This window comes from Chitinophaga sp. CB10, from assembly GCA_001870995.2.
Taxonomy (GTDB): Bacteria; Bacteroidota; Bacteroidia; order Chitinophagales; family Chitinophagaceae; genus Chitinophaga.
Genome location: MLAV02000016.1, coordinates 49,922 through 71,519, shown reverse-complemented (window position 1 = coordinate 71,519; position 21,598 = coordinate 49,922). Strand labels below are relative to the sequence as shown.

At 52.3% G+C, this 21,598-nt stretch carries 12 protein-coding genes; 4 read left to right on the top strand and 8 right to left on the bottom strand.

From position 1 onward, the window contains the following. The first annotated feature begins 5 nt into the window (after positions 1-5). Positions 6-1,547 carry a SusD/RagB family nutrient-binding outer membrane lipoprotein gene (locus BOC67_RS20030; RefSeq protein WP_291912806.1) on the top strand — a complete coding sequence of 514 codons (1,542 nt, stop codon included), beginning with the start codon at positions 6-8 and terminating at the stop codon, positions 1,545-1,547. Between the two features lie 79 nt (positions 1,548-1,626). On the opposite strand, the gene BOC67_RS20025 is transcribed toward BOC67_RS20030, so the two are convergent. Further along, positions 1,627-7,209, bottom strand: a complete 5,583-nt coding sequence (locus tag BOC67_RS20025; protein WP_291912804.1) for an MG2 domain-containing protein — start codon at positions 7,207-7,209, stop codon at positions 1,627-1,629. 41 nt (positions 7,210-7,250) lie between these two features. After that, the gene (locus BOC67_RS20020) at positions 7,251-8,741 is read right to left on the bottom strand and encodes an ATP-binding cassette domain-containing protein (protein WP_291912802.1); all 1,491 of its coding nucleotides are present in this window, start codon (positions 8,739-8,741) and stop codon (positions 7,251-7,253) included. A 90-nt stretch (positions 8,742-8,831) separates the two neighbouring features. Between BOC67_RS20020 and BOC67_RS20015 the strand changes: the two genes are divergently transcribed. Further along, positions 8,832-9,275 (top strand): GNAT family N-acetyltransferase, encoded by a 444-nt coding sequence (locus tag BOC67_RS20015; protein ID WP_291912800.1) that lies wholly within the window; start codon positions 8,832-8,834, stop codon positions 9,273-9,275. Between the two features lie 115 nt (positions 9,276-9,390). Here the strand turns inward: BOC67_RS20015 and BOC67_RS20010 are convergent, their stop codons facing one another. The 6 genes from BOC67_RS20010 to BOC67_RS19985 all read right to left on the bottom strand — a co-directional run bounded on the left by BOC67_RS20010 (position 9,391) and on the right by BOC67_RS19985 (position 17,331). Then, positions 9,391-10,194: a DUF6048 family protein gene (locus BOC67_RS20010; protein WP_291912797.1), complete on the bottom strand. Its 804-nt coding sequence runs from the start codon at positions 10,192-10,194 to the stop codon at positions 9,391-9,393. Then, complete coding sequence (locus BOC67_RS20005) at positions 10,157-10,633, bottom strand: DUF6452 family protein (RefSeq protein WP_291912794.1); 477 nt, start codon at positions 10,631-10,633, stop codon at positions 10,157-10,159. The genes BOC67_RS20010 and BOC67_RS20005 overlap by 38 nt, the downstream gene beginning before the upstream one ends. Positions 10,634-10,657: 24 nt before the next feature. Further along, positions 10,658-13,537, bottom strand: coding sequence for an excinuclease ABC subunit UvrA (gene uvrA / locus BOC67_RS20000; RefSeq protein ID WP_291912792.1), 2,880 nt, complete (start codon positions 13,535-13,537; stop codon positions 10,658-10,660). 214 nt (positions 13,538-13,751) lie between these two features. Beyond that, positions 13,752-14,609 carry a hypothetical protein gene (locus BOC67_RS19995; RefSeq protein ID WP_291912789.1) on the bottom strand — a complete coding sequence of 286 codons (858 nt, stop codon included), beginning with the start codon at positions 14,607-14,609 and terminating at the stop codon, positions 13,752-13,754. 198 nt (positions 14,610-14,807) lie between these two features. Next, positions 14,808-16,070: a beta-ketoacyl-ACP synthase II gene (gene fabF, locus BOC67_RS19990; RefSeq protein WP_291912786.1), complete on the bottom strand. Its 1,263-nt coding sequence runs from the start codon at positions 16,068-16,070 to the stop codon at positions 14,808-14,810. Positions 16,071-16,260: 190 nt separating this feature from the next. Then, positions 16,261-17,331 (bottom strand): fatty acid desaturase, encoded by a 1,071-nt coding sequence (locus tag BOC67_RS19985; RefSeq protein ID WP_291912784.1) that lies wholly within the window; start codon positions 17,329-17,331, stop codon positions 16,261-16,263. Positions 17,332-17,572: 241 nt separating this feature from the next. Here BOC67_RS19985 and BOC67_RS19980 point away from each other — a divergent pair, with 241 nt between their 5' ends. After that, positions 17,573-18,589 (top strand): LacI family DNA-binding transcriptional regulator, encoded by a 1,017-nt coding sequence (locus tag BOC67_RS19980; RefSeq protein ID WP_291912782.1) that lies wholly within the window; start codon positions 17,573-17,575, stop codon positions 18,587-18,589. Positions 18,590-19,283: 694 nt separating this feature from the next. Then, entirely contained in the window at positions 19,284-21,575 is a 2,292-nt protein-coding gene (locus BOC67_RS19975) for a GH92 family glycosyl hydrolase (RefSeq protein WP_291912781.1), read from the top strand. Positions 21,576-21,598: the final 23 nt, after the last annotated feature.

Below are 21,598 nucleotides of genomic sequence, written 5' to 3'. Positions count from 1 at the left end.
ACATCATGACTAAGCATATTTCTAAAATATCGGTTATCGCTACGCTTGTGGCTGGCTTCAGCCTCAGCAGCTGCACCAAAAAATTCGATGCTATCAACACCAACCCTGACAAGCCTACGCAGGCTTCTTCAGAATGGCTGGCTACCAACATCCTTACGTCCGTCACCTCTAAGGATATCTCCCAGGGAACGGGCTTCCGCCAACCTTTTACCCTCGGTAAATACATCGGCTGGACGGAGCTGGTGAGCGATTACCAGTATAATAAACTGACCCGGGTCGACTTTGCGCGCCTCCTCGTCCTGCGGGACGTAGAGCCAATGATTAAAAATGCTGCCACGCCGGAGCAGAAGATTACTTTCGAAGGCTTCGGGCATTTCATCCGCGCCTGGCAGTTTTTCCAAACTACCATGCAGGTGGGCGATATCCCTTATGCAAATGCTATACAGGGCGCCAGTGGCGTAATTAAAGCGAAATACGATACGCAGAAAGACGTATTCCTGGGCATCCTGAAAGAGCTGGACCAGGCAGATTCCCTGCTGGCGAAAGGTACCAACTTTACCGGCGACTTCATTTACCAGGGTAATGTGGATAAGTGGAGAAGGCTGGCCAACAGCTTCCAGCTCTATGTGCTGATAAACCTGTACAAGAAAACCGGCGACGCTGACCTGGATGTGATCAACCGTTTTAAAACGGTGGCCGCCCGCCCGCTGATGCGCGATTTCAATGATAACTTCGCCGTTACCTACACGGCTTCCGCCGGGTACTGCTATCCGTGGAGCAACACGCCGGCGCAAACCAACTCTTTCCTTGACTACCCGGTACTATCCAACTACCTGCTGGATCCGATGAAAGCCACCGGGGATAAACGCCTGTTCTACATGGCGGAGCCTTCCCCTGCGCAAATCAAAGCAGGTAAGGCCGCCAGCGATTACACCGCCTACCTGGGCATCGATCCGGCGGATGAAATGGCTTCTATCGTTTCCCGCAAAAGCGCAGGTAATTATTGCCCGGTGAACAAGCGGTACGAGCAAATGTATAATGCGGAACCGGTAGGACTGCTGAACTACTGGGATGTACAGTTCATCCTCGCGGAGGCCACAGTGCGTGGCTGGATTTCCGGCACGGATGCGCAAACCTACTATGCCAACGGGATTAAGAGCCACATGAATTTCTTCCTGAAATATGTACCGGCTTCGTATGCGCACGGTATGGTGATGGATGATGCGTATATCAATGCATTCCCTGCTACCGTAGCGTTAACTGGTTCCACCGAAAACCAGATCAAACAGATCATTACACAGAAATACATTGCAGGTTTCTTCCAGAACTCCGACTTCACTGCATGGTACGAAAACAGGCGTACAGGCTACCCGGTATTTACTTTAAATACCAGCACCAACCTGAATACGCCGCCTGCTGCTATGCCGCTGAGATGGATGTATCCGCAGAAAGAACTGGATTACAATTCAGAGAATGTTACAAACGCGCTGAACACACAGTTTGGCGGTAACGACGATCCTAATAATGTAATGTGGTTACTGAAATAGGCTTTAACACTGTGCAGATAAAACAAAGGGTGTTCCGTTACGGAACACCCTTTTTGTATGAGAGGGATTTTGTGTTTACTTACTTCTTCACTTCTACCCATTTACCCGGGGTAAAGGCGCTGATGGTATTGTCGTACATGGCCTCGCAGCTGGTAGCCGGCAGATAGAACCTGCCGAGATAGGCCGCGTTGAGCAATACGTTGTAGGTGCGGGACCGGTTTTCTTCCACATTGAAGTAGGTGTACACCCTGTCGTCCCGTATATCCATATACGTAGCCGGGGAAGATTGGTTCGCACTGTCGTTACCCATCAACCGGGTATTGAGGATTTCCCAGCCGGATGGGAATATCTGCGACAGCGCCATCTGTTCGTAGTATCCGCGCTTGCCCGGGTTTCGTATAGTCACGGAGGCTACGAAGTCCTCGCCCTGGCGCAGGCTCGTTGGGTCGAGCGGCTGCCCGCCACGGGTCAGGTAGCGCACCTGCATATCCAGGATGTCAGGATTGTTGCTGGCGGCAGGCTCAGTGCCGGATTCCGGCTGGCCGCGGGATATCACTCTTACATACAGCGTATTGCTGCCGCTGTTGTTGATGGTGATCGTGCCGGCGGTATTGGCGTTCAGCGGAATCTGCGATACCACGGATTTGCTGTTGACGGTAGCTTTCGCGCCGTTGACGGCATAACTGAAATTCATTTTGCTGCCGCCTTTATTAGTGCCGGTGAACCTGGCAATCGCAATCAGGGAGTAAGCCGTTGTTTGCGTACTGTACCAGGCATCGTTCTGGGAGAGCTTAATGGCTATTTCCCTGGTGAGGGCATTGGCTTTGGCCGTTTGCCCCAGAATGGCCTCTGTTTCCAGGATCATGGCTTTATCGCGCAGGTCGGAGCCGAAGGTACCGCCCAGCTGGTTATAGGCTTTCACATCAGTGGTGAGGCCAGCCACCAGGCTGTTGGCTACTTCCGGTTGCCCGGCGAGTTTATAGGCTGCCGCCAGCCGCCATTTGGCCGGTGCGGATATATAGCGGAACTCTTTGAGCCTGTTCATCGCGCCCAGCTCCGGCACTTTGGCCAGCGCCAGCAGGTACAGGCGGTAAGCCTGCGTCAGGTCGCCGCCGTAGAAGTTGGTGGTATTCGGCGCCCAGGTATTGGCCTTATTACGCTGGTATTTCTTCCATTGATCCAGCAGGCCGGCAGGAAGGGTATAACCTCTTGCCTGCGCTTCCACGAGGAAGTGGCCACCGTAGTTGGTGCCCCATTCGTCCGCAGTAGCGCCGCCAGGCCAGTAGGCAAATCCGCCGTCGGAGGTTTGGAAGCCGCGCAGCCTGTTGATACCGGCTTTTACGTTGCGGTCAATCTCCGCTATCTGGGATTCCTTCAGGTCCATCAGCTGGTTCAACACCAGTTGCGGGAACACGCCGGAGGTAGTTTGTTCTATACATCCATGCGGATAACTAATGAGGAATTGCAGGCGCTTGCCCAGGTTCAGCGATGGAATGGCAGATACTTCCAATACAGCGGTATTGGTGCCCGCCATGCCCACCGGCGTATAGTTGGCAGTCCATCCTTTGCTGCCTTCCAGCGTATATTCTTCTACGTTAGTAATAAACGGATTCGGGTTTCTTACCTGCAATTCTATATTGTCTTCCGCCTGTTCGCGGCCGCTGGCGGCCAGCACTTTGATTTTCGCCACGCCTGCCTGCGGTCTTACCTTCACATCAAAATACACAATCTGCTCGCCCGGCATCGGGAAGCTAACTGTTTTCGTACGCTCGCCTACCACTTCCAGCAACGGATTGGTGCTGAGTGTAACGGTAGCTGTTTTCACCGTTGGCTCAAGACCAAAGACGGTTACCGGCAGCTGCATGGTTTCGGATGGGCCGAGTACGCGGGGCGCAGAAGTCAGTACCATCAGCGGTTTCTTCACGGCCACGGTTTTTTCCGCCTGGCCGTATGCGCCGTCCTGGCCGGCTACCACCATCGCTTTCACGGAGCCGATGTATGGCGGTAATTTGAATTTGTGGGTTTGCTTCTGGCCTGATTTCAGGTAGAATGGTCCCATGTATTTTACCACCGGCTTAAAGCGGTTTGCTTTTGCAGCGCCGGCATTGCGGTTCAAACCTTCGTCCCCGCCGATGCTGAGGATGCGGTCCATATCCACGCCCCAGGCGCCTATTACGTAATCAAACAGGTCCCAGGTACGTACGCCCAGCGCTTCACGCGCATAGAAGGCGCTGTGCGGGTCCGGGGTTTTGAACCGGGTAAGGTCCAGCAGGCCTTCGTCCACAATAGCAATGGTGTACGTCATGGCTTTGCCGCTTGCCTCGCTCACGGTGATGTTGGCTTCGGATTCCGGCTTCAGCTTTTCCGGCATCGCGATGACCGGTTTCAGGATCGTCTGCGGATCTTCCACCAGGATCGGGATAGTACCGTACATGCGGATGGGAAGGTCGTTAAGGGTCTGCGCATGCGGTTGCAGCAAACTAACGTTTACGTATATATTAGGCGCCATGTTTTTGGCGGCCTTGAATTTATAGATAGTCTGTCCTTTCTTGGTATTGATCCATTCCGTTTGCAGCACCCTGCTGCCGCTTTCAATGCTGATCAAGCCCCTGCCGCCTTCGCTGCTGGGGATGGTAAGGGTAATGTCCTCCCCGGTTTTGTAACTGGTTTTATCGGAGGTAAACACCAGCATGGAGGCCTCTGCAGGGTTTTCCTTCTGCATGCGCTCTGCCCATCCCGGGTAATCGATATAAACGGATTTACCGGCGGTATGGCCGCTCTCCAGGTCTTTCACGCGGATGAGGAAACGGCCCCATTCCGGTTCGTTCACCCTTAGGTTCCACTGGCCTTTACCATTGCGGAGGGTGACAACGGTTTTTTCCAGCAGCTGGTTATAGCTGTCCTGCGTAAAGTTGGAGTAGTCGTCGGCATCGCCGCCATCCCACCACCATCTCCAGCGCACTTTATACAGTTCTACCTGTACCTCCCTGGAGCCGGAGAGCAGGCGGCCCTGGTCGTCCACGCTTACCAGGTCTACCGGGTGGGCCCTGTCCGTGAGCAGCATGCCCGTGGTACGGTCGCCCTGCGGCACGCGCAATCCTACATAGGAAGTGTACGGGTTATACGGCAGGGAGAAGTTATCGATACTGAAATCGCCTCCCGGCTCAAATACCTTTACTTCAAAGTTCGCTTTCAGCTGTCCCGGCGCCGGCTTGCCCAGCGGGATGTTGGCGGTTACCGGCGCGCTGCCGTTATCGCCCAGGCTGCCTTCAAAAATGGTTTTATTTTCTGCCTCAAAGCGGGTGACAGGATCATCGAAACTATAGTCCTGGAAGCCTTTAAAGGCGGTTTTTTGCTGGGTGAGATTTACGTCTACCTTGGCCTTCAGGTGTTGCGCGGTAGCGCCAAACAGCCACATGGCCGTCAGCGTGCCCTGGGTGCCGGATTTGGACAGGGAGTTGCCCGGGAAGTCCATTTTAATTTTCAGGCGGTTGGGCTTCACCGTTTCAATGCGCACATTCTTCGTAAAGGTGGCGCCGCCCACTTTTACTTTGGCGAGCCAGCTGCCGGTAATGTCTTCCGGCTCGGTAGCGGTAGCGAAGTTATAGAAGCCATTCAGGCTGTTGTTGGCGTTGATGCGTTTATACAGCTGCCCTTTCGGATTATAGAGTTCCAGGGTCACCGGCATATCAGCCGGCAGCTTCTTATCCTTGTCTTCCAGGATGAAGGTGAGGTAGATGGAGTCGCCGGGGCGCCATACGCCACGCTCTCCGTACAGGAAGCCTTTAATGCCCTGCTGTACTTCCTCGCCTTTCACATCGAAGCGACTGAGCGGCAGGGAGCTGCCATCGTCCAGCTTCAGGTAGCCGCGTTCGGAACCTTTTTTGGCAATGAGCAGGTATGGTTTGCGTTTGAGGTCAAAAGTGGCCATGCCATCCCCATCGCTTTTGGTTTTGAAGATTACCTGGTTCTGGAAGTCGAGCAGTTCCAGTTCTACAGCCATGAGGGGCTTGGTATCCCGGATGTCCGTCACGGCTACAACCATGCTGTTGTCGTTACCGCGTTTGGCCGTCAGCCCGATGTTGGACGACATCACGTTGCGGGAAGCCCACCTGTCTTTATTGTAATAGGAATTGGAACAAGGGTTATCCCGCTCGTCCCAGCGGAAGCCCATTGGATAATAGGAATCATAATTGCCCCAGAACTCATCATCTTCATCCACACCGGCATTGTCGGAGTAGTAGTTGTAATCGCCTTCATACTCGTCGCCTTCTTCAGCTGTGCCGGAGGAGGCGGTATTGCCGGCAGCGCAGGCCGTGAGCGCGTAATCCTTACGGAAGCCGATGGTAATACGGTAAATAGCGCCCGGCTCTGTTTTAATCAGCTGATCAAGGTCCAGGAAGAAACGGTTTTTCTTGTGGAGGTTCAGGGACTTATCGTTATCCAGGCGGATGGTTTTTTGCACTACCGGCTTACCTACCCTGCGCAGCTCCTGGGAGCCGTTCAGGTCATTCTGTTGCAGGTATTGCGGGATGTTGTTCTCATAGATTTTAATGATGCTTACATCTACCGCTTTCAGGTTCACCGCTTCAAAAGGCATCACCATTTTGTTGCTTTCCGGCAGTATCACGCCTTTCCCGGGAATGGTGACAGATGGCAGGGTGTTCTCGAAGTTCACGTTGGCGCTGTAATTCTTTGCCAGTCGTTTATCCGTGATGTTGAGGATACCTTCGTTGATCACCACGCTGTAGTTACCTTCCAGCCGGTTCGGCGCATAGACTTTTACCTCGCTGCCGTCGATGCTGTACCGGAGGTCGCTCTGGCCGCTGATGCTGATCAGCCCTTCCAGCGACTGCGCCATGCTGACCGGGTCGGAGAACTGTACGAGCAGGTGCTGCTCCGGGTCGGACATGGCTTTGGTGTTTAACACCTTAAAATCTCCAACGGCGGGCACTTCTATGGTTTCCTTCCCTTCCTTGTCCACCTTCAGCGGCGCGCCGCTCCAGGTGAGCGTCAGGCTGGTGGCGCTGTTGTTGCGCTGGATATTGTTGATGGTGTATTTAGACGTATGTTCCGCAGCGTTATGCTCCCACGTGACAGGCAGTTTTTTGCCCTGGTAGGTGGCAGTGAGGATCTTCTCGATAGCCTGGGGTTGCTCCGCATCCGCGGTAAACAGGCTGCCCGAAAAGGACATCCTGTCCAGCGAGGAGTTGTCCGCCGCGCGGAGGCCGTTCATTTCAACTGTAAAAGAAGGCTGGATTACTTTAAAACTGAATTCAAACGTTTTAAGGTCCGCCGGTACGTCCATCACTTTGCTCAGCAGGAACTTCGCGTTGTACTGCTTGCCCGGTTCCAGGTTTTCATCCGGCCTGAACTCGATGGTGGTAGCGTCGATCCAGTAGGTTTTTCCCTTGATGGATGGCGAAAATTCGAATACCTGCTTATCTACAGGTTCGTTTTGCGTGTGGGTAACATTGGCTTGTCCGGCCAGGTGAACGCGGATAGCGCTTTGTTTTGAAATAATCCCCGCCGTATAGGCTTCGATGTATTTCGCAAAGGCGACACTGGGTTCTTTCTTAGTAGTTCTACATGCACTATACAGGCATACAAATGCTACACAAAATAGGGATGCTAAAACAGCATGACGTATTTTTGGGTACATCAGTAAAGGATTATGGTGATTAACTGGTGCGAATATACAGATTATATCATGTGCCCCCTTTCCAGCCGCAGGAATTTATTCACGCAGGAAGGCAGTTCCTCTTCATAATGCGTCACATAGATCAGCGTAACGGGCATATGTTCGCACAGCTCTTCTATCACTTTCTTGAAATGGTTTTTCTGTTGCAGGTCCAGCCCCTGGCAGGGTTCATCGAAGATCAGCAACGGCGGATTCTTTACCAGCGCCCGCGCCAGCAATACCAGTCGCTGGTTGCTTTCCGGTATTTGTTTGAAAGGTTGGGAAGCCGTATGGCCCACGCCCAGTATATCCAGCCAGCTGGCGGCAATGGCTTTCTGCTCCTCCGTGGCTGGCCTGGTGCTGCCTATAATATCGGAAAACCCGGAGCATACTACCTGCAGGCTGTTATCCCTGGCGGTAAAGTACTGATGCAGTTCCGGGGAAACAAAGCCTATTTTTTTCTTGATATCCCAGATGCTTTCCCCGCTGCCGCGTTTACGGTCAAACAGCCATAGCTTATTGGCATACGCCTGCGGGTTATCCCCGTTCACAAGGCTGAGCAGGGTGGATTTACCGGCGCCGTTATGCCCCAGCAAAGCCCATTTGTCATTGGGTTTCACGGTCCAGTTAATATCTTCCAGGATGGTGTTTTCCCCGTACTTCACTTTCACCTGCTCCATGCGGATGATATCTTCGAACTGCTGCGGAACAATATGTTTGGTAAGGGATGCTATCTTTTCCGCTTCAATCACCGGCAGGTCTGCAGCCGATTCATCAGGCAGCGGGAGCTGCAGGAATTCATCGCGTGTGTACTTGCCCGTTATAGTCCCGTTTTCCAGCGTCATTACATGTGTAATATGCGCAGGTATCTCGCGTGGAGAGGTCGTGAGTATCACGGTGGTGCCGCCCTTGATAATTTCGTTTACCATTTGGGTAAAGTCCTTGCGGGTTTGTACATCCAGGCCGATGTATGGGTTATCCAGCATAAGCAGCTTCGGGCTTTTCAGCAACCCGTGGGCAATCATCACCCGGCGGGTTTCCCCGTTGGAGAGCTTGATCAGCCGCTTCGCCAGCAGGGGTTGCAGTTTCAGTGGCGCCAGCAGCGCGGGGATGTCGGTTATGCCCAGGTGCTCGGCCACGGTAGGACTGTTATCAGCATCCATACTGTTGAACCGTTGTTGGTAATAAAAGTCAGTAGTGGTGTTCGACAGGTTTTTGAAGGTATGATGATGCCCCACGAAGGCTATCAGGTTGCGGTAATTGAAATAAGGATCGGTGATGGTATGCGTTTGCCTGTACTGCTCATAAAAGTAATACCGGATACCGCCGTTGATGACGTTAAACTTACCTAGTATGGTATTGAGCAACGCCGTTTTGCCGGAGCCGCTTGGCCCCGTAATGGCCCATTGTTCGTTTTCCTTAATGTCCCAGGAGAGATTGGAAAAGATGGTTTTATCAAGATATCTGACGGTAATGTGTTCCAGCGAGAGGAACATGGCTGCATTGGTTCCCATGTTAATCTGTTATTTAGTGATGCATACAGGGGTAAAAATAACAGGATTATTGAAAGGTTCACGTATTTTTATGTGAATAAAACAACGGTTATGCGCTGGGAGATAAAATCATTTGACGAGCTGACTACATCAGCGCTGTACGCGATAATTCAGCTTCGCGTGGAAGTATTTGTAGTTGAACAGAATTGCCCTTACCAGGACCTCGATTATGCGGACCAGAAAGCCCTGCACCTGATGGGATACGACGAAGAAAACAGGTTGGCTGCCTACACCCGTTTATTTGATAAAGGCATCAAGTACGCAGAAGCGAGCATTGGCAGGGTCGTTACTGCTCCATTTGCGCGGGGGAAAGGCGCAGGCCGGGAGTTGATGGAAGCCTCCATCCAGCAGATCTACCGGCAGTTTGGCAGGCAACCCATCCGCATCAGCGCGCAGCAATATCTTGAAAAGTTTTACAGCTCCCTGGGTTTTGAAACCGTGAGCGATATGTACCTGGAAGATAATATCCCGCATGTGGAAATGCTGAAGGCGTAAGGTATGCAGGCGATAAAGGATATAAAAAAATAAAGGAGCCATTGGCTCCTTTGTTGTAATAATTTATCCCGTGAATGGCTTTTTCAGCAATTTAAGAGGTCCGGAGTTATTTCATTTACCTCGTCGACACCTCCTTCTTCACCTTCGGCGGCACATACCGCTCGCGCACCTTATAAAACGGCAACACATACGAAACCGTATATTGCATATCAAATACCGTACGCTTAGACCCGCTGCCAAATCCCGGGATAGTCAGCGGCTTGAAACCATCCTTCTCCACACTGTTCATCAGTATCCTGGTTCTCACATTCCAGCCCAGGAAGAAATTTTTTAAAACCTCCGTTTTCAAACCCAGCACCAGCTCTGCCCAATGCGCCGTGACGTTGGTTTTGGGATAGGAGCCGGAAAGCTGCCCGCCCCAGTACGGCGAGTGGATGGTATAAGTTGGCACCTCGTAGTTAAAATGTGAAATACCGTAACGGATACCTCCGTAAAACATGTTCTTTTCATTCACATACTGGCGTTTGAGGAAGTTGTAATCCACCCCTAGCGTGGCAAACATCCCGTTGCCTTTGTATGTGTAATTGGTATCGGAATGCGGCGTATTGGTATAACCCACTTCCACGGCAGCGTACGTACGTGCGTTGATGCGCGCATCGGCCACGATGGTGTACTCCTGGCGGTACGGATAGTAAATGTTATTCACAATCCTGCCCAGGTCCACCCCCAGGCGCAGCCCGCCGGGAATCAGCCAGGAGCTGTCCTTCGGAGGAGCGACGGTAATTTTTTTAACAGCGCTCTGACGCGTCGTGTCTTTCGCCGGTTTGGCGGCAGGGGCAACTGGCTTGTTCTGCGCAAACAGGGTTCCGCAGTAAAGGCAGCTACTCAGTATAAAAGAAAAGTTGAACGTGCGTATCATTGCTGTTTACTACTGACTTTTGAGTAATTATAACCGAGTCGATCAGGTGCCTGGTGGCGATGACGGTATCCAGCTGGAAAGTAGTGCCAAAACCGCATCCCGGCGATATAAACATCGGTGTTCGTTTATACCTGAACGTTAGTGTGTCCTTACCCACCAGGGAGTCGATCCGCAGCATAAAGCGACTGGAATCATGCATGGGGTCCAGGGTAAAATACACGTTGTTGGTACGCACATTTTTCAGGAGGGTATCCTTGTCCAGCGCCAGGGTAGTCACGGCGCGGAAGGTGGAGTCCCATACAAAGCCTGCGCTGTCCCGGCGGAACTCCACGTGCGCATCGGCGCGCAACGTCTGGTCGCAGACCTTGGTTTCATTTTCGCAGGCCGCCATCCCCACGAGGAAGAGGCCTGCGATTATCAGTTTATAAATCGTTTTCATGCTGAAATTTGCGATGGCAATATATTAAATTCCCAGCTCCTTTTTGAGAAAACGGGCAGTATGGCTGTCTTTACAGGTACTTACCTGCTCAGGAGTGCCGGTACAGAGTATATTACCGCCGCCGGCGCCGCCTTCCGGCCCCAGGTCCACGATATAATCCGCCATCTGTATCACATCCAGGTTATGTTCAATCACCAAAACGGTGTTGCCCCTGTCTACCAGCTTGTTCAGTACCTGCAGCAGCAGTTGAATATCCTGGAAGTGCAGGCCCGTGGTAGGTTCATCAAGAATGTAGATCGTCTTACCGGTATCTTTTTTGGACAGCTCGGTCGCCAGCTTCACGCGCTGCGCCTCGCCACCGGAAAGGGTTACGGCGGACTGCCCCAGGGTGATGTATCCCAAACCTACGTCCTGCAGGGTTTTAATCTTGCGGTATATCCATGGCACGGCCTGGAAAAATTCCACGGCCTCGTCTACCGTCATGTCCAGCACATCGGAGATGGATTTGCCTTTATAGCGGATTTCCAGCGTTTCCCGGTTGTAGCGGCGGCCATTGCATTTTTCACAAGGCACATATACATCCGGGAGGAAGTTCATTTCAATCACGCGCATACCACCGCCTTCACAAACGTCGCAGCGGCCGGTTTTTACGTTGAAGGAGAAACGGCCGGCGTTGTAGCCGCGGATCTTCGCTTCCGGCACCTGGGAAAACAGGGTGCGGATGTCCGTAAAGAAGCCGCAGTACGTAGCCGGGTTGCTGCGAGGAGTACGGCCGATCGGCGACTGGTCAATCTCAATTACTTTATCTATATGCTCCAATCCCTTGATGCTCTTGTATGGCATGGGTACCATCTTGGAATCGTACGCATGTTTGGAGAGGATCGGGTATAAGGTTTCGTTGATCAGCGTGGATTTGCCGCTGCCGGAAACGCCGGTAACGCAGATGAAAGTCCCCAGGGGGAATTTCACGCTCACATTCTTCAAATTGTTGCCGGTAGCGCCTTTCAGTTCCAGGAAGTTGCCGTTGCCTTTGCGGCGCTCCTTCGGGATTTCCGGCAGGGTGGTACCGTTCAGATAACCGGCAGTAGGCGTTTTCAGCTTCAGGATTTCCTTTGGCGTGCCGGCCGCGATGATCTGGCCGCCGTGTACGCCGGCGCCCGGGCCTATATCTACCAGGTGATCCGCATGGAGCATAATGTCCTTGTCGTGTTCCACGACGATCACGGTATTACCCATGTCTTTCAGGTTGCGCAGGGCGTCTATCAGCTGCATGTTATCCCGCTGGTGCAGGCCTATGCTCGGTTCGTCCAGGATGTAGGTGATCCCCATCAGCTGGGAGCCGATCTGCGTGGCCAGCCTGATACGCTGGGATTCGCCCCCGCTCAGCGTTCTCGTGCCGCGGTTAAGCGTGAGGTAGGTGAGCCCTACATTCAGCAGGAAGCCGAGCCGCTCGCGGATTTCCTTGAGGATATCCTTTGCGATTACGTTCTGTTTATTTTCCAGCCTGTCCTCAATATTGGCGAACCATTTATACAGCTGATCCAGGTCCATATTGCCCAGTTCCGCGATATTTTTTTCGTCCACCTTGAAGTAGAGGCTTTCCTTTTTCAGCCGGGTACCTTCGCACACAGGGCAGGTATCCAGCTGCATAAAGCTTTCCGCCCAGTTGCGCACATGGTCGGAGGAGGTATCGTTAAAAAAGCGGCGCACGGTGTTGATCACGCCTTCAAAATCAGCGGAGTACTTGGAGGTGTCGATGGTTTCGTCCACATCCACATCCGCTTCCAGCGTGCCGTTTTCGTCGCCGAAGAGCAGCATGTTCAACGCTTTCTGCGGGATCTCGGAGATCGGGGCGGAGAGCGAGAATTTATATTTTTTAGCGAGTTGCTGTACCTGTTTGAAGGTAAAGGTATCGCGGGCTTCGCCCAGTGGTTTGAGGCCGCCGTCGTTGATGGATACGCTGTAATCCGGGATTACCTCGTCCATATTGATCTGGTAGATGGTGCCGAGCCCTTTACAGCGCGGGCAGGCGCCGTAGGGCGAGTTGAAGGAGAAGGTGTTGGGCGATGGCTCTTCGTAGGACAGGCCGGTGTCTTCACACATCAGCTGCTTACTGAACTGGCTCACCTTTCCACTGTCATGGTCCTGGATGAACAGGAGGCCTTTGCCCATGGTGAGCGCTTTCTGCACGCTCTGGCTAATGCGGGTGCGGGCATCTTCCTGTACCTGTATGCGGTCGATCACGAGTTCGATTTCGTGGATCTTGTAGCGGTCTACCTGCATACGTTCTTTCAGGTCCATGATTTCCCCGTCTACCCTTACTTTGAGGTAGCCCTGTTTGCGGACCTGCTCAAAGAGTTCGCGGTAGTGCCCTTTACGGCCACGCACGAGCGGCGCGAGGATTACGAGTTTCTTTTTGTTGTAGTGCTTAAACAGGTGCGCGATGATCTCTTCTTCGGAGAAGCGGGTCATCCGTTTGTTGGTGTTGTAGGAATAAGCCACGCCTACACGCGCAAACAGCAGCCTGAGAAAGTCGTATATCTCGGTGATGGTACCCACGGTAGAACGCGGGTTTTTGTTGGTCGTCTTTTGTTCGATGGAGATCACGGGCGAGAGGCCGGTGATTTTATCCACATTGGGCCTTTCCATGTCGCCGATGAACTGGCGCGCGTAGGCGGAAAAGCTCTCCATGTAACGGCGCTGGCCTTCCGCATAGATCGTATCAAAAGCCAGTGATGATTTTCCACTGCCACTGATGCCGGTGATTACAACCAGTTTGTTTTTGGGCAACTGCAGGTCCAGATTTTTCAGATTATGCTCCCTTGCGCCGTACACGGCGATATGGTCATCTGAAGGGATCTGTGGAGCTAAAGCAGCAGATACATTCTCTTTTTTCTTTGCCATAATAAGTCAGGTGTTCACTAAAGTGCAGTCCGCTTAAGATTTAGAGTATAAGTAATTCACATCAGGTTAGCAGCATCTTAAGTAAGCGGGCAGTTGTGAACAGGAATTAAGGTATAAAGTTACCGGATTTTTGGCAAAGAAAAGAAGCCTGTCAGAATTGCTGACAGGCCTGCGTTTGGGTTCATAAATGACGGAAAGCGTACGGGTAGCGGTATCAGGGCACGGGAGTCCAGTTGAAGGTGTATTGAATAGCTCCCCACTTATAGGCCAGTAATTTTTTCCGGCTGTCGATCACATGGTCCGTCAGTATCAGGCTGTCGACCACGCTGCCGCCGCTGACGTACCTGAGGCTGCCCACCTTCGTTTTAAACCGGTACGGGAGCAGGCCGCTGAGGCGCATGATCCTGACCGGAAATTCATCCGGCTGGTCCAGTTCATCGTAGATGGCGTAGTGCGTGGAGTCGTTAATATTGGACCGGTCATAGTTCAGGGTCACCCAGCTTCCTGCCGGGGATTTCCAGGCTTTCAGGAACGGTTCATAGTCCGGCGCGTTCCAGTAAATGACGGGCGTATCTACTACGCCGTTCATGGTACGGGTGATGTGGCTGATAAGGCGGGACGGCTCGTAATAGGTAATATGGCCCTGCTGCGCCACCGGCTGCCCGTTGCCGAAAATATTGCAGGCGTAATCCGTGGCCCTGCCAAGGCTGTCGACCCGCACCTGCAGGGTAGTATCGCCGGCGCCCTGGATAAAGTACCTTTTATCCCCGTCGTATTTTACGGTAAAGAACCAGAAATGCCAGTTATCGTTATAGCCGGAGTTCATGGTGAGGTGGGAGAGCCTGCCGCTGGTACTGTCGTAGGTGTACAGGGCCATCGGTCTTAGTACGCCGTTAATACTGTACCAGCATGCGGTAATTCTCCAGGTGGTATCAGGGGTGTTGGGGGGGAGAGACATAGCCGTCGTGCCGGTAATGGCCTCGTGTTGGGTCAGTGGCTCTTTGGAGCATGCCGGGAGCAACAGGGCTGCCAGCATTGCCACGCCAAGATTTTTAACGCTTGTTGGGATCATATGTTTTTAATTTAAGAGCAATAAGTCCGCGGGGATCGGTTGATCCCGGGTTTTTACAGTTAGCAGGGGTACCCGGTATAGGTTTCCTGTAAAATTACGCGGCGGGGCGGTGGGAAAAAAAGTGGTTTTCCGGGTAGGCATATACGAAAAAAAGCTGGTCGTACGACCAGCTTTTCACTTATTTAATAGCGTTAAAACTTACGCTTTGTATTTTTTGAACACGCAGATAGCGTTGTGACCGCCGAAGCCGAAAGTATTGCTCATGGCGATGTTCACAGGGCGTTCCTGGGCTTTGCCGAGGGTCAGGTTCAGGTTTGTCGGGATACCTTCGCCCAGTTCCCTGGTATTGATGGTAGGCGGAACGATATCTTCCTGGGTGGCTTTGATGCAGGCGATCGCTTCGATAGCGCCGGCAGCGCCCAGGAGGTGGCCTGTCATAGATTTGGTAGCGGAGATGTTGAGTTTTTCAACATGCTCGCCAAACGCTGCGCTGATGGCTTTCAGCTCGCTGATGTCCCCAACAGGAGTGGAAGTGGTGTGGGAGTTGATATAATCCACATCGGCCACGGTTACGCCGGCATCTTCCAAAGCCTGCTCCATACCCAGTCTTGCGCCGAGGCCTTCAGGGTGGGTGGCGGTGAGGTGGTAAGCGTCGCAGGTCATAGCGCCGCCGATCATTTCGCCGTAGATGGTGGCGCCGCGGGCGATGGCATGCTCATACTCTTCGAGGATGATGGCGCCGGCGCCTTCTCCCATAACGAATCCATCGCGGTCGGCGTCAAACGGACGGGAAGCGGTGGAAGGATCGTCGTTCCGGGTGGACAGCGCTTTCAGCGCGTTAAAGCCGGCAATACCAGCGCGGGTTACAGGGGCTTCGGAGCCGCCGGCAACGATCACATTGGCTTTACCCAGGCGGATATAATTAAACGCATCCACCAGCGCGCTGCTGGATGAAGCGCAGGCAGAAACTGTACAGAAGTTGATACCCATGAAACCATATTTCATGGCAATCTGGCCGGCAGCGATGTCGGAAATCAGTTTCGGAATGAAGAACGGGTTGAATTTAGGCACAAAGTTTTGCTGTGCAAATTCCACGATCTGCTCTTCGAAGGTGAGCATACCGCCGTTTCCGGAAGCCCAGATCACCCCTACTTTAGTTTTATCAATGCCTTCGTTGGTGAGGCCTGCATCCAAAACAGCTTCGTGCGCAGCCGCCATAGCGTACTGGGTGAAGTTGTCCATTTTGCGGGCTTCCTTTTTATCCATGTATTTTTCTACATCGAAATTTTTAACCTCACAGGCAAATTTTGTTTTGAACTCTGTGGTGTCAAATTTGGTGATAGGGCCAGCGCCACTAACACCCGCCTTTAAGTTGCTCCAAAAAGTATTTACATCATTCCCGATAGGTGTTAATGCCCCCAAGCCGGTGATCACAACCCTTTTCAGTGTAACAGTACGCATATTTTTTACTTTATATAAAAAAAGTTAGAGCGCAAATTTAGTTACTTATTGTTATGAATAATCATAATCATTAAGATATTCTGTTATAATATCTGTTAAATAGTCTTAAAACGCAACAGGGGCAAAGGTTTTAAGCCCCTGCCCCTGGTATAAAAATTAAAAAATCAGACAAAAACGGTAAATAATCCTGCTAGGCGGCCGCCATTGCCGGCTGTGGAACCGTGAGGATCGGGCGGGTACGTGCCCGCAGGAAGGCGATGACTTCTTCCTCGGAGCGGAATTTGCCGCCGATGTCCACAAAGTGCCTGGCCAGCAGGTCGTACCGCTTGGTCATCAGCCACAGCCATACGTGCAGGAAGTGAATGCCGTCGTACACGATCGTGTCGTTTTCAATGTACAATCCCAAAGTTTTCTTAAAATAAACGGGATGCTCCGTCCAGTGCATGCTGGGCTTGTCGTGGTGACTGATATGATACCCGTCGTTCCAGCACTTATGGTTGTATTTAGTGTTGATGCAGGTGATGCTGTTCTTATAGGGATTGTCAGGATCGGCCGGACAGATGAATGCGTGCTGCGCCCAGTTGCCCACCATCATTATGATCCTGGAAATAATGAACGGCAGGATAAACACAACGAACGTTGCGGGGAAGTTGATAAAGGATAATCCCACACAGGCAAGGATAAACAGCAGCTCGCCCCTTACGGAGCGCATGAGCAGGTTTTTCCTTTTCTTCCGGAACAGGTAAGTGGCCAGGTGGTATATACCTGCGAAAAAGAAACTGCCGAGGTAATGGAGAAAGCCCCGGAAGGAGTCCCGTCGATAGGCCATGGTGGAGCTTTCATCCTCCGGCATATTGTTTTCCGGGTGGTGCATGCCGATGTGGTGGCTGTAATATGTTTCAGGCGTCTGGCCAAACAGCGGGCCAATCACCCAGGGGAGGTAGTGGTTGAGGAATTGGTATTTACGGTCAAAGAAAACGCGGTGGCTGGTGCAATGCAGCATGAGGCCGAACGGCCCTTTGAACGTCACGTTGTTGAGGAACTGGTAAGCAATCGCGGCAGTCCACCACATCCAGTTGTTCAATCCGGGGATGTACAACAGGATGGCCAGGGGCCACAGCGTGAAGGTGATTTTCAGCGTCAGGTACACAAAAGGCAAGTCCCTTTCATCGCGGATATAGCGCTTAAAAAAACGGTCGGCTGCCAATTCGGTTGCAGGCTTGATGTAAATCGGATCGTTGATTGTTGTGAGTTGCTTCATGATAACTGTGTAATGTTGGCTACAGTACAAATGGCCTTTGTGAAATATTGAGTAGCTATATTTGCTTAACGTGGAATCACATCCAATATTATCCGGCCAAAAAACTGTTTTCGTAATATAAGCAATTTAAGTTGGTCTGCCAGTATTTTTGTAATTTCCGCCCCCGGAAATCGGCAGAACGCTTTTAAAGAAATGTTAAAACGTGGAAGAGCGTGCTGGTAACTGTCCAAAAAATTCCCAAATGAAGAGACTCACACTCAAAGATGTAGCCAGGATGGCTGGCGTAGCTCCCAGTACCGTATCCTTTGTTTTAAACGGAAAGGCAAAACAGATGCGTATCCGCGACGAGGTAGCGCAAAAGATCATGAGTGTGGTGAATCAGTCCGGTTACGAGCCGCATCGTGTAGCCGTTAACTTACGTACGGGGCAATCCAAAACACTGGGCCTTATTGTGGAAAGTATTTCAGGCAGCTTCTTCGCCAGCCTGGCCCGCACCATCGAAACCGAGGCGGAGCGCCTGGGGTATAATGTGGTGTACTGCAGTACGGAAAACAATGCGGAGAAAGGCGGTGAGCTGATTCGTATGCTGGGCCGCCAGATGGTGGATGGTTACCTGATCACGCCCGCCCCCGGTATGGAAAACGAAATCAGGCGGCTGTTGCAGATGCATAAGCCCGTAGTGCTGATGGACAGCTACTTTCCGGGCATCAAAGCGCCGTATGTACTCATCGATAATTTTCACGGCGTGCAGCTGGGCATGGATCACCTCTTTGAAAGGGGCTACCGCAAAATAGGTTATGTAACGGTAGATGTGTCCCTGATACAGCTGGCCGAGCGCCAGCGCAGTTATACACAGGCCCTGAAGAAAAAGGATATCCCTTTCCGTAAGAAGCGGGTGCTGGAACTGAATTACCATGACAGCAGGGAACAAAACCTCGCTACGCTGGAAGCTTTCATACAGGAGAACCGCGATATGGATGCTATTTTCTTCGCTACGAACTATTTAGGCATCCTGGGGCTCGAGGCCATGGGCCGACTGAAAATCAGCATGCCTAAGCAAATGGCGGCCATCTGCTTTGATGATCATGATATTTTCCGCCTTTATCCGCCGGGTATTACGGTGATAGAGCAGCCGATCGAAGGCATTGCCGCGAAGGCAATCAGTTTGCTGATGAAGCAGCTGGATAAACAGTCCGGGCCTATTAAGGAGTCGCAGGTAGCGCTCCCGGGCCGGTTGATTGTGCGGAGTTCGACGTGAGGCGGGCGCCATTCGCGTTTTACAGGGTTCCCGCTCCGGACAGCACTCCCGATCCTACGGCATTTTCCGCGGTAGTATCGCCTGACGCCTTATTCATCGCGTTTTACAGGGTCCCCGCTCCGGACAGCACTCCCGATCCTACGGCATTTTCCGCGGTAGTATCGCCTGACGCCTTATTCATCGCGTTTTACAGGGGGGGCGCTCCGGACAGCACTCCTGATCCTACGGCATTTTCCGTGGTAGAAGCGCCTGACGCCTTAATCACCGCGTTTTACAGGGTCCCCGCTCCGGACAGCACTCCCGATCCAACGGCATTTTCCGCGGTAGTATCGCCTGACGCCTTATTCACCGCGTTTTACAGGGTCCCCACTCCGGGCAGCGCCCCCGTTCCCATGGCATTTTCCCCGGTAGTAGCGCCGCCCGCCCCCGGCCTTATTCACCGCGTTTTACAGGGTCCCCGCTCCGGACAGCGCCCCCGTTCCCACAGCATTCTCCCCGGAAGTGCCGCCGCCCGGACGATACCCCCCGGCCCGCCGTCCATAAATTTCTCCCCAATATTTCCCCTTGATCTAAAAAAAAATTATACATTTATCACGGGTATGGTATCAGAGATAGTAAAGATTCTTCAGAGAATCTTTTTTTAATTCACCTGTGCTAAATCGATTTTGTAAGTATTCCATTTATAAATACAAGTATGAAAAAAGTTGGATTGCTAGCTGTAGCTATTTTTTTAATGCACCACGCCAAGAGTCAGACGGTGGAAAAAGTGCAGGAACCGGTGGAATGGGTGAACACCCTCATGGGCACCGATTCCAAAGTAAGCCTGTCTAACGGTAACACCTATCCCGCCATCGCCCTGCCATGGGGTATGAATTTCTGGATGCCGCAAACCGGCGCCATGGGCGACGGATGGGCGTATCAATACAGCGCCGACAAGATCCGCGGCTTCAAACAAACCCACCAGCCTTCCCCCTGGATCAACGACTATGGCCAGTTTGCCATCATGCCGGTAACAGGCTCCATCAAGTTTGACCAGCGGAAACGCGCCAGCTGGTTCTCCCACAAATCGGAAATCACCAAACCATACTACTATAGCGTGTACCTCGCAGATGCCGACGTAACCACGGAAATCACGCCTACGGAAAGAGCCGCGCAACTGCGTTTTACCTACCCGGCCAGCGATAGCTCCTTCCTCGTGGTAGATGCGTTCGACAAAGGGTCCTACATTAAAATCATCCCGGAAGAAAAAAAGATCATCGGCTACACCACTAAAAACAGCGGCGGCGTACCGGCGAACTTCAAAAATTATTTCGTGATCTATTTCGATAAACCGTTTACCGTAGCCCATACCTGGCACGACAGCGTGCTGGTTGCCGGCAAGCTGGAAATGCAGTCCAACCACAGCGGCGCGGTAGTGGGCTTCAAAACCCAACGCGGGGAAAAAGTGACGATCAAAACCGCATCGTCCTTTATTTCCTACGACCAGGCGGAACTCAACCTGAAACGGGAAATTGGCAGCGATAACTTCGACGTTACCAAAAACAAAGCGAAAGATATCTGGAATAAAGAACTGGGCCGCCTCGCCGTACAGGGCGGCACACCGGAACAGGTGCGCACCTTCTACTCCTCCCTGTACCGCGTACTCCTCTTCCCGCGCAAGTTCTATGAACTCAATGCAAAAAATGAAGTGGTGCACTACAGTCCGTACAAAGGGGAAGTATTACCCGGCTATATGTTTACCGATAACGGCTTCTGGGACACGTTCCGCGCCGTACACCCGTTCTTCACCCTCATGTATCCGAGCCTGAGCAGCCACATCATGGAGGGCCTCGCCAACGCTTACAAGGAAAGCGGCTGGCTGCCTGAATGGGCGAGCCCCGGCCACCGCGACTGCATGATCGGCTCCAACTCCGCTTCACTCATCGCTGACGCCTATATCAAAGGTATCCGCGGTTATGATATCAATACCCTCTACGAAGCAGTGCTGAAAAATTCTGAAAACGAAGGCCCGCTCACCTCTGTAGGCCGTAAAGGCGTGAAATATTACAATACCCTGGGGTATGTGCCTTACGATGTAAATATCAATGAAAACACCGCCCGTACGCTGGAATACGCCTACGACGACTTCACCATCCTGCAGCTGGCAAAAGCCCTGAACCGGCCAAAAGAAGAGCTGGACCGCTTTGCAAAACGCAGCCAGAACTTCCGCAACGTGTTTGACCCGGAAACAAAGCTCATGCGCGGCAGAAACAAGGATGGCAAATTCCAGACGCCTTTCAACCCATTCAAATGGGGAGATGCCTTTACCGAAGGCAACTCCTGGCACTATACCTGGTCCGTTTTCCACGACGTGAATGCCCTGGCCACCTTAATGGGCGGAAAAGAGCAGTTTGTGGAAATGCTGGATTCCGTATTCAAAATGCCACCTGCGTTTGACGACAGCTATTACGGCGGCGTCATCCACGAGATCCGCGAAATGCAGATTATGAACATGGGCCAGTACGCGCACGGCAACCAACCCATCCAGCATATGATTTACCTGTACAACTACGCCGGCCAGCCATGGAAAACGCAATACTGGATCCGCCAGGTGATGGAGCGCTTGTACAAACCTACGCCGGATGGTTACTGCGGGGATGAGGATAACGGCCAAACCTCCGCCTGGTACGTGTTTTCCGCGATGGGCTTCTACCCGGTATGCCCTGGTACGCCGCAATATGTATTCGGCACGCCGTTATTTTCCAAACTCACCATGACGCTGGAAGACGGTAAGAAAATGGTGATTGAAGCGCCGGCTAACAGCGCCAAAAACCTCTATGTGCAAAGCGCGTCCCTTAACGGTAAAAACTATACGAAAAACTGGATCAGCCACCAGGACCTGCAAAATGGCGGTAAGCTGGTATTCAATATGGGCGCGGCTCCTAATAAAACAAAAGGAACCAGCCCGGCTGATTTCCCCTACTCTTACTCTACCGCGGTAAAGTAAAAGATGGATAAAAAAGAATTTCA

Excerpts from the sequence above, each read along its gene's own strand:
- BOC67_RS20020 (WP_291912802.1), bottom strand. The coding sequence starts at position 8,741 with ATGGGAACCAATGCAGCCATGTTCCTCTCGCTGGAACACATTACCGTC.
- BOC67_RS20030 (WP_291912806.1), top strand. The coding sequence starts at position 6 with ATGACTAAGCATATTTCTAAAATATCGGTTATCGCTACGCTTGTGGCT.
- BOC67_RS19980 (WP_291912782.1), top strand. The coding sequence starts at position 17,573 with ATGAAGAGACTCACACTCAAAGATGTAGCCAGGATGGCTGGCGTAGCT.
- uvrA (WP_291912792.1), bottom strand. The coding sequence starts at position 13,537 with ATGGCAAAGAAAAAAGAGAATGTATCTGCTGCTTTAGCTCCACAGATC.
- BOC67_RS19985 (WP_291912784.1), bottom strand. The coding sequence starts at position 17,331 with ATGAAGCAACTCACAACAATCAACGATCCGATTTACATCAAGCCTGCA.
- BOC67_RS19975 (WP_291912781.1), top strand. The coding sequence starts at position 19,284 with ATGAAAAAAGTTGGATTGCTAGCTGTAGCTATTTTTTTAATGCACCAC.
- BOC67_RS20015 (WP_291912800.1), top strand. The coding sequence starts at position 8,832 with ATGCGCTGGGAGATAAAATCATTTGACGAGCTGACTACATCAGCGCTG.
- BOC67_RS19995 (WP_291912789.1), bottom strand. The coding sequence starts at position 14,609 with ATGATCCCAACAAGCGTTAAAAATCTTGGCGTGGCAATGCTGGCAGCC.
- BOC67_RS20010 (WP_291912797.1), bottom strand. The coding sequence starts at position 10,194 with ATGATACGCACGTTCAACTTTTCTTTTATACTGAGTAGCTGCCTTTAC.
- BOC67_RS20025 (WP_291912804.1), bottom strand. The coding sequence starts at position 7,209 with ATGTACCCAAAAATACGTCATGCTGTTTTAGCATCCCTATTTTGTGTA.
- BOC67_RS20005 (WP_291912794.1), bottom strand. The coding sequence starts at position 10,633 with ATGAAAACGATTTATAAACTGATAATCGCAGGCCTCTTCCTCGTGGGG.
- fabF (WP_291912786.1), bottom strand. The coding sequence starts at position 16,070 with ATGCGTACTGTTACACTGAAAAGGGTTGTGATCACCGGCTTGGGGGCA.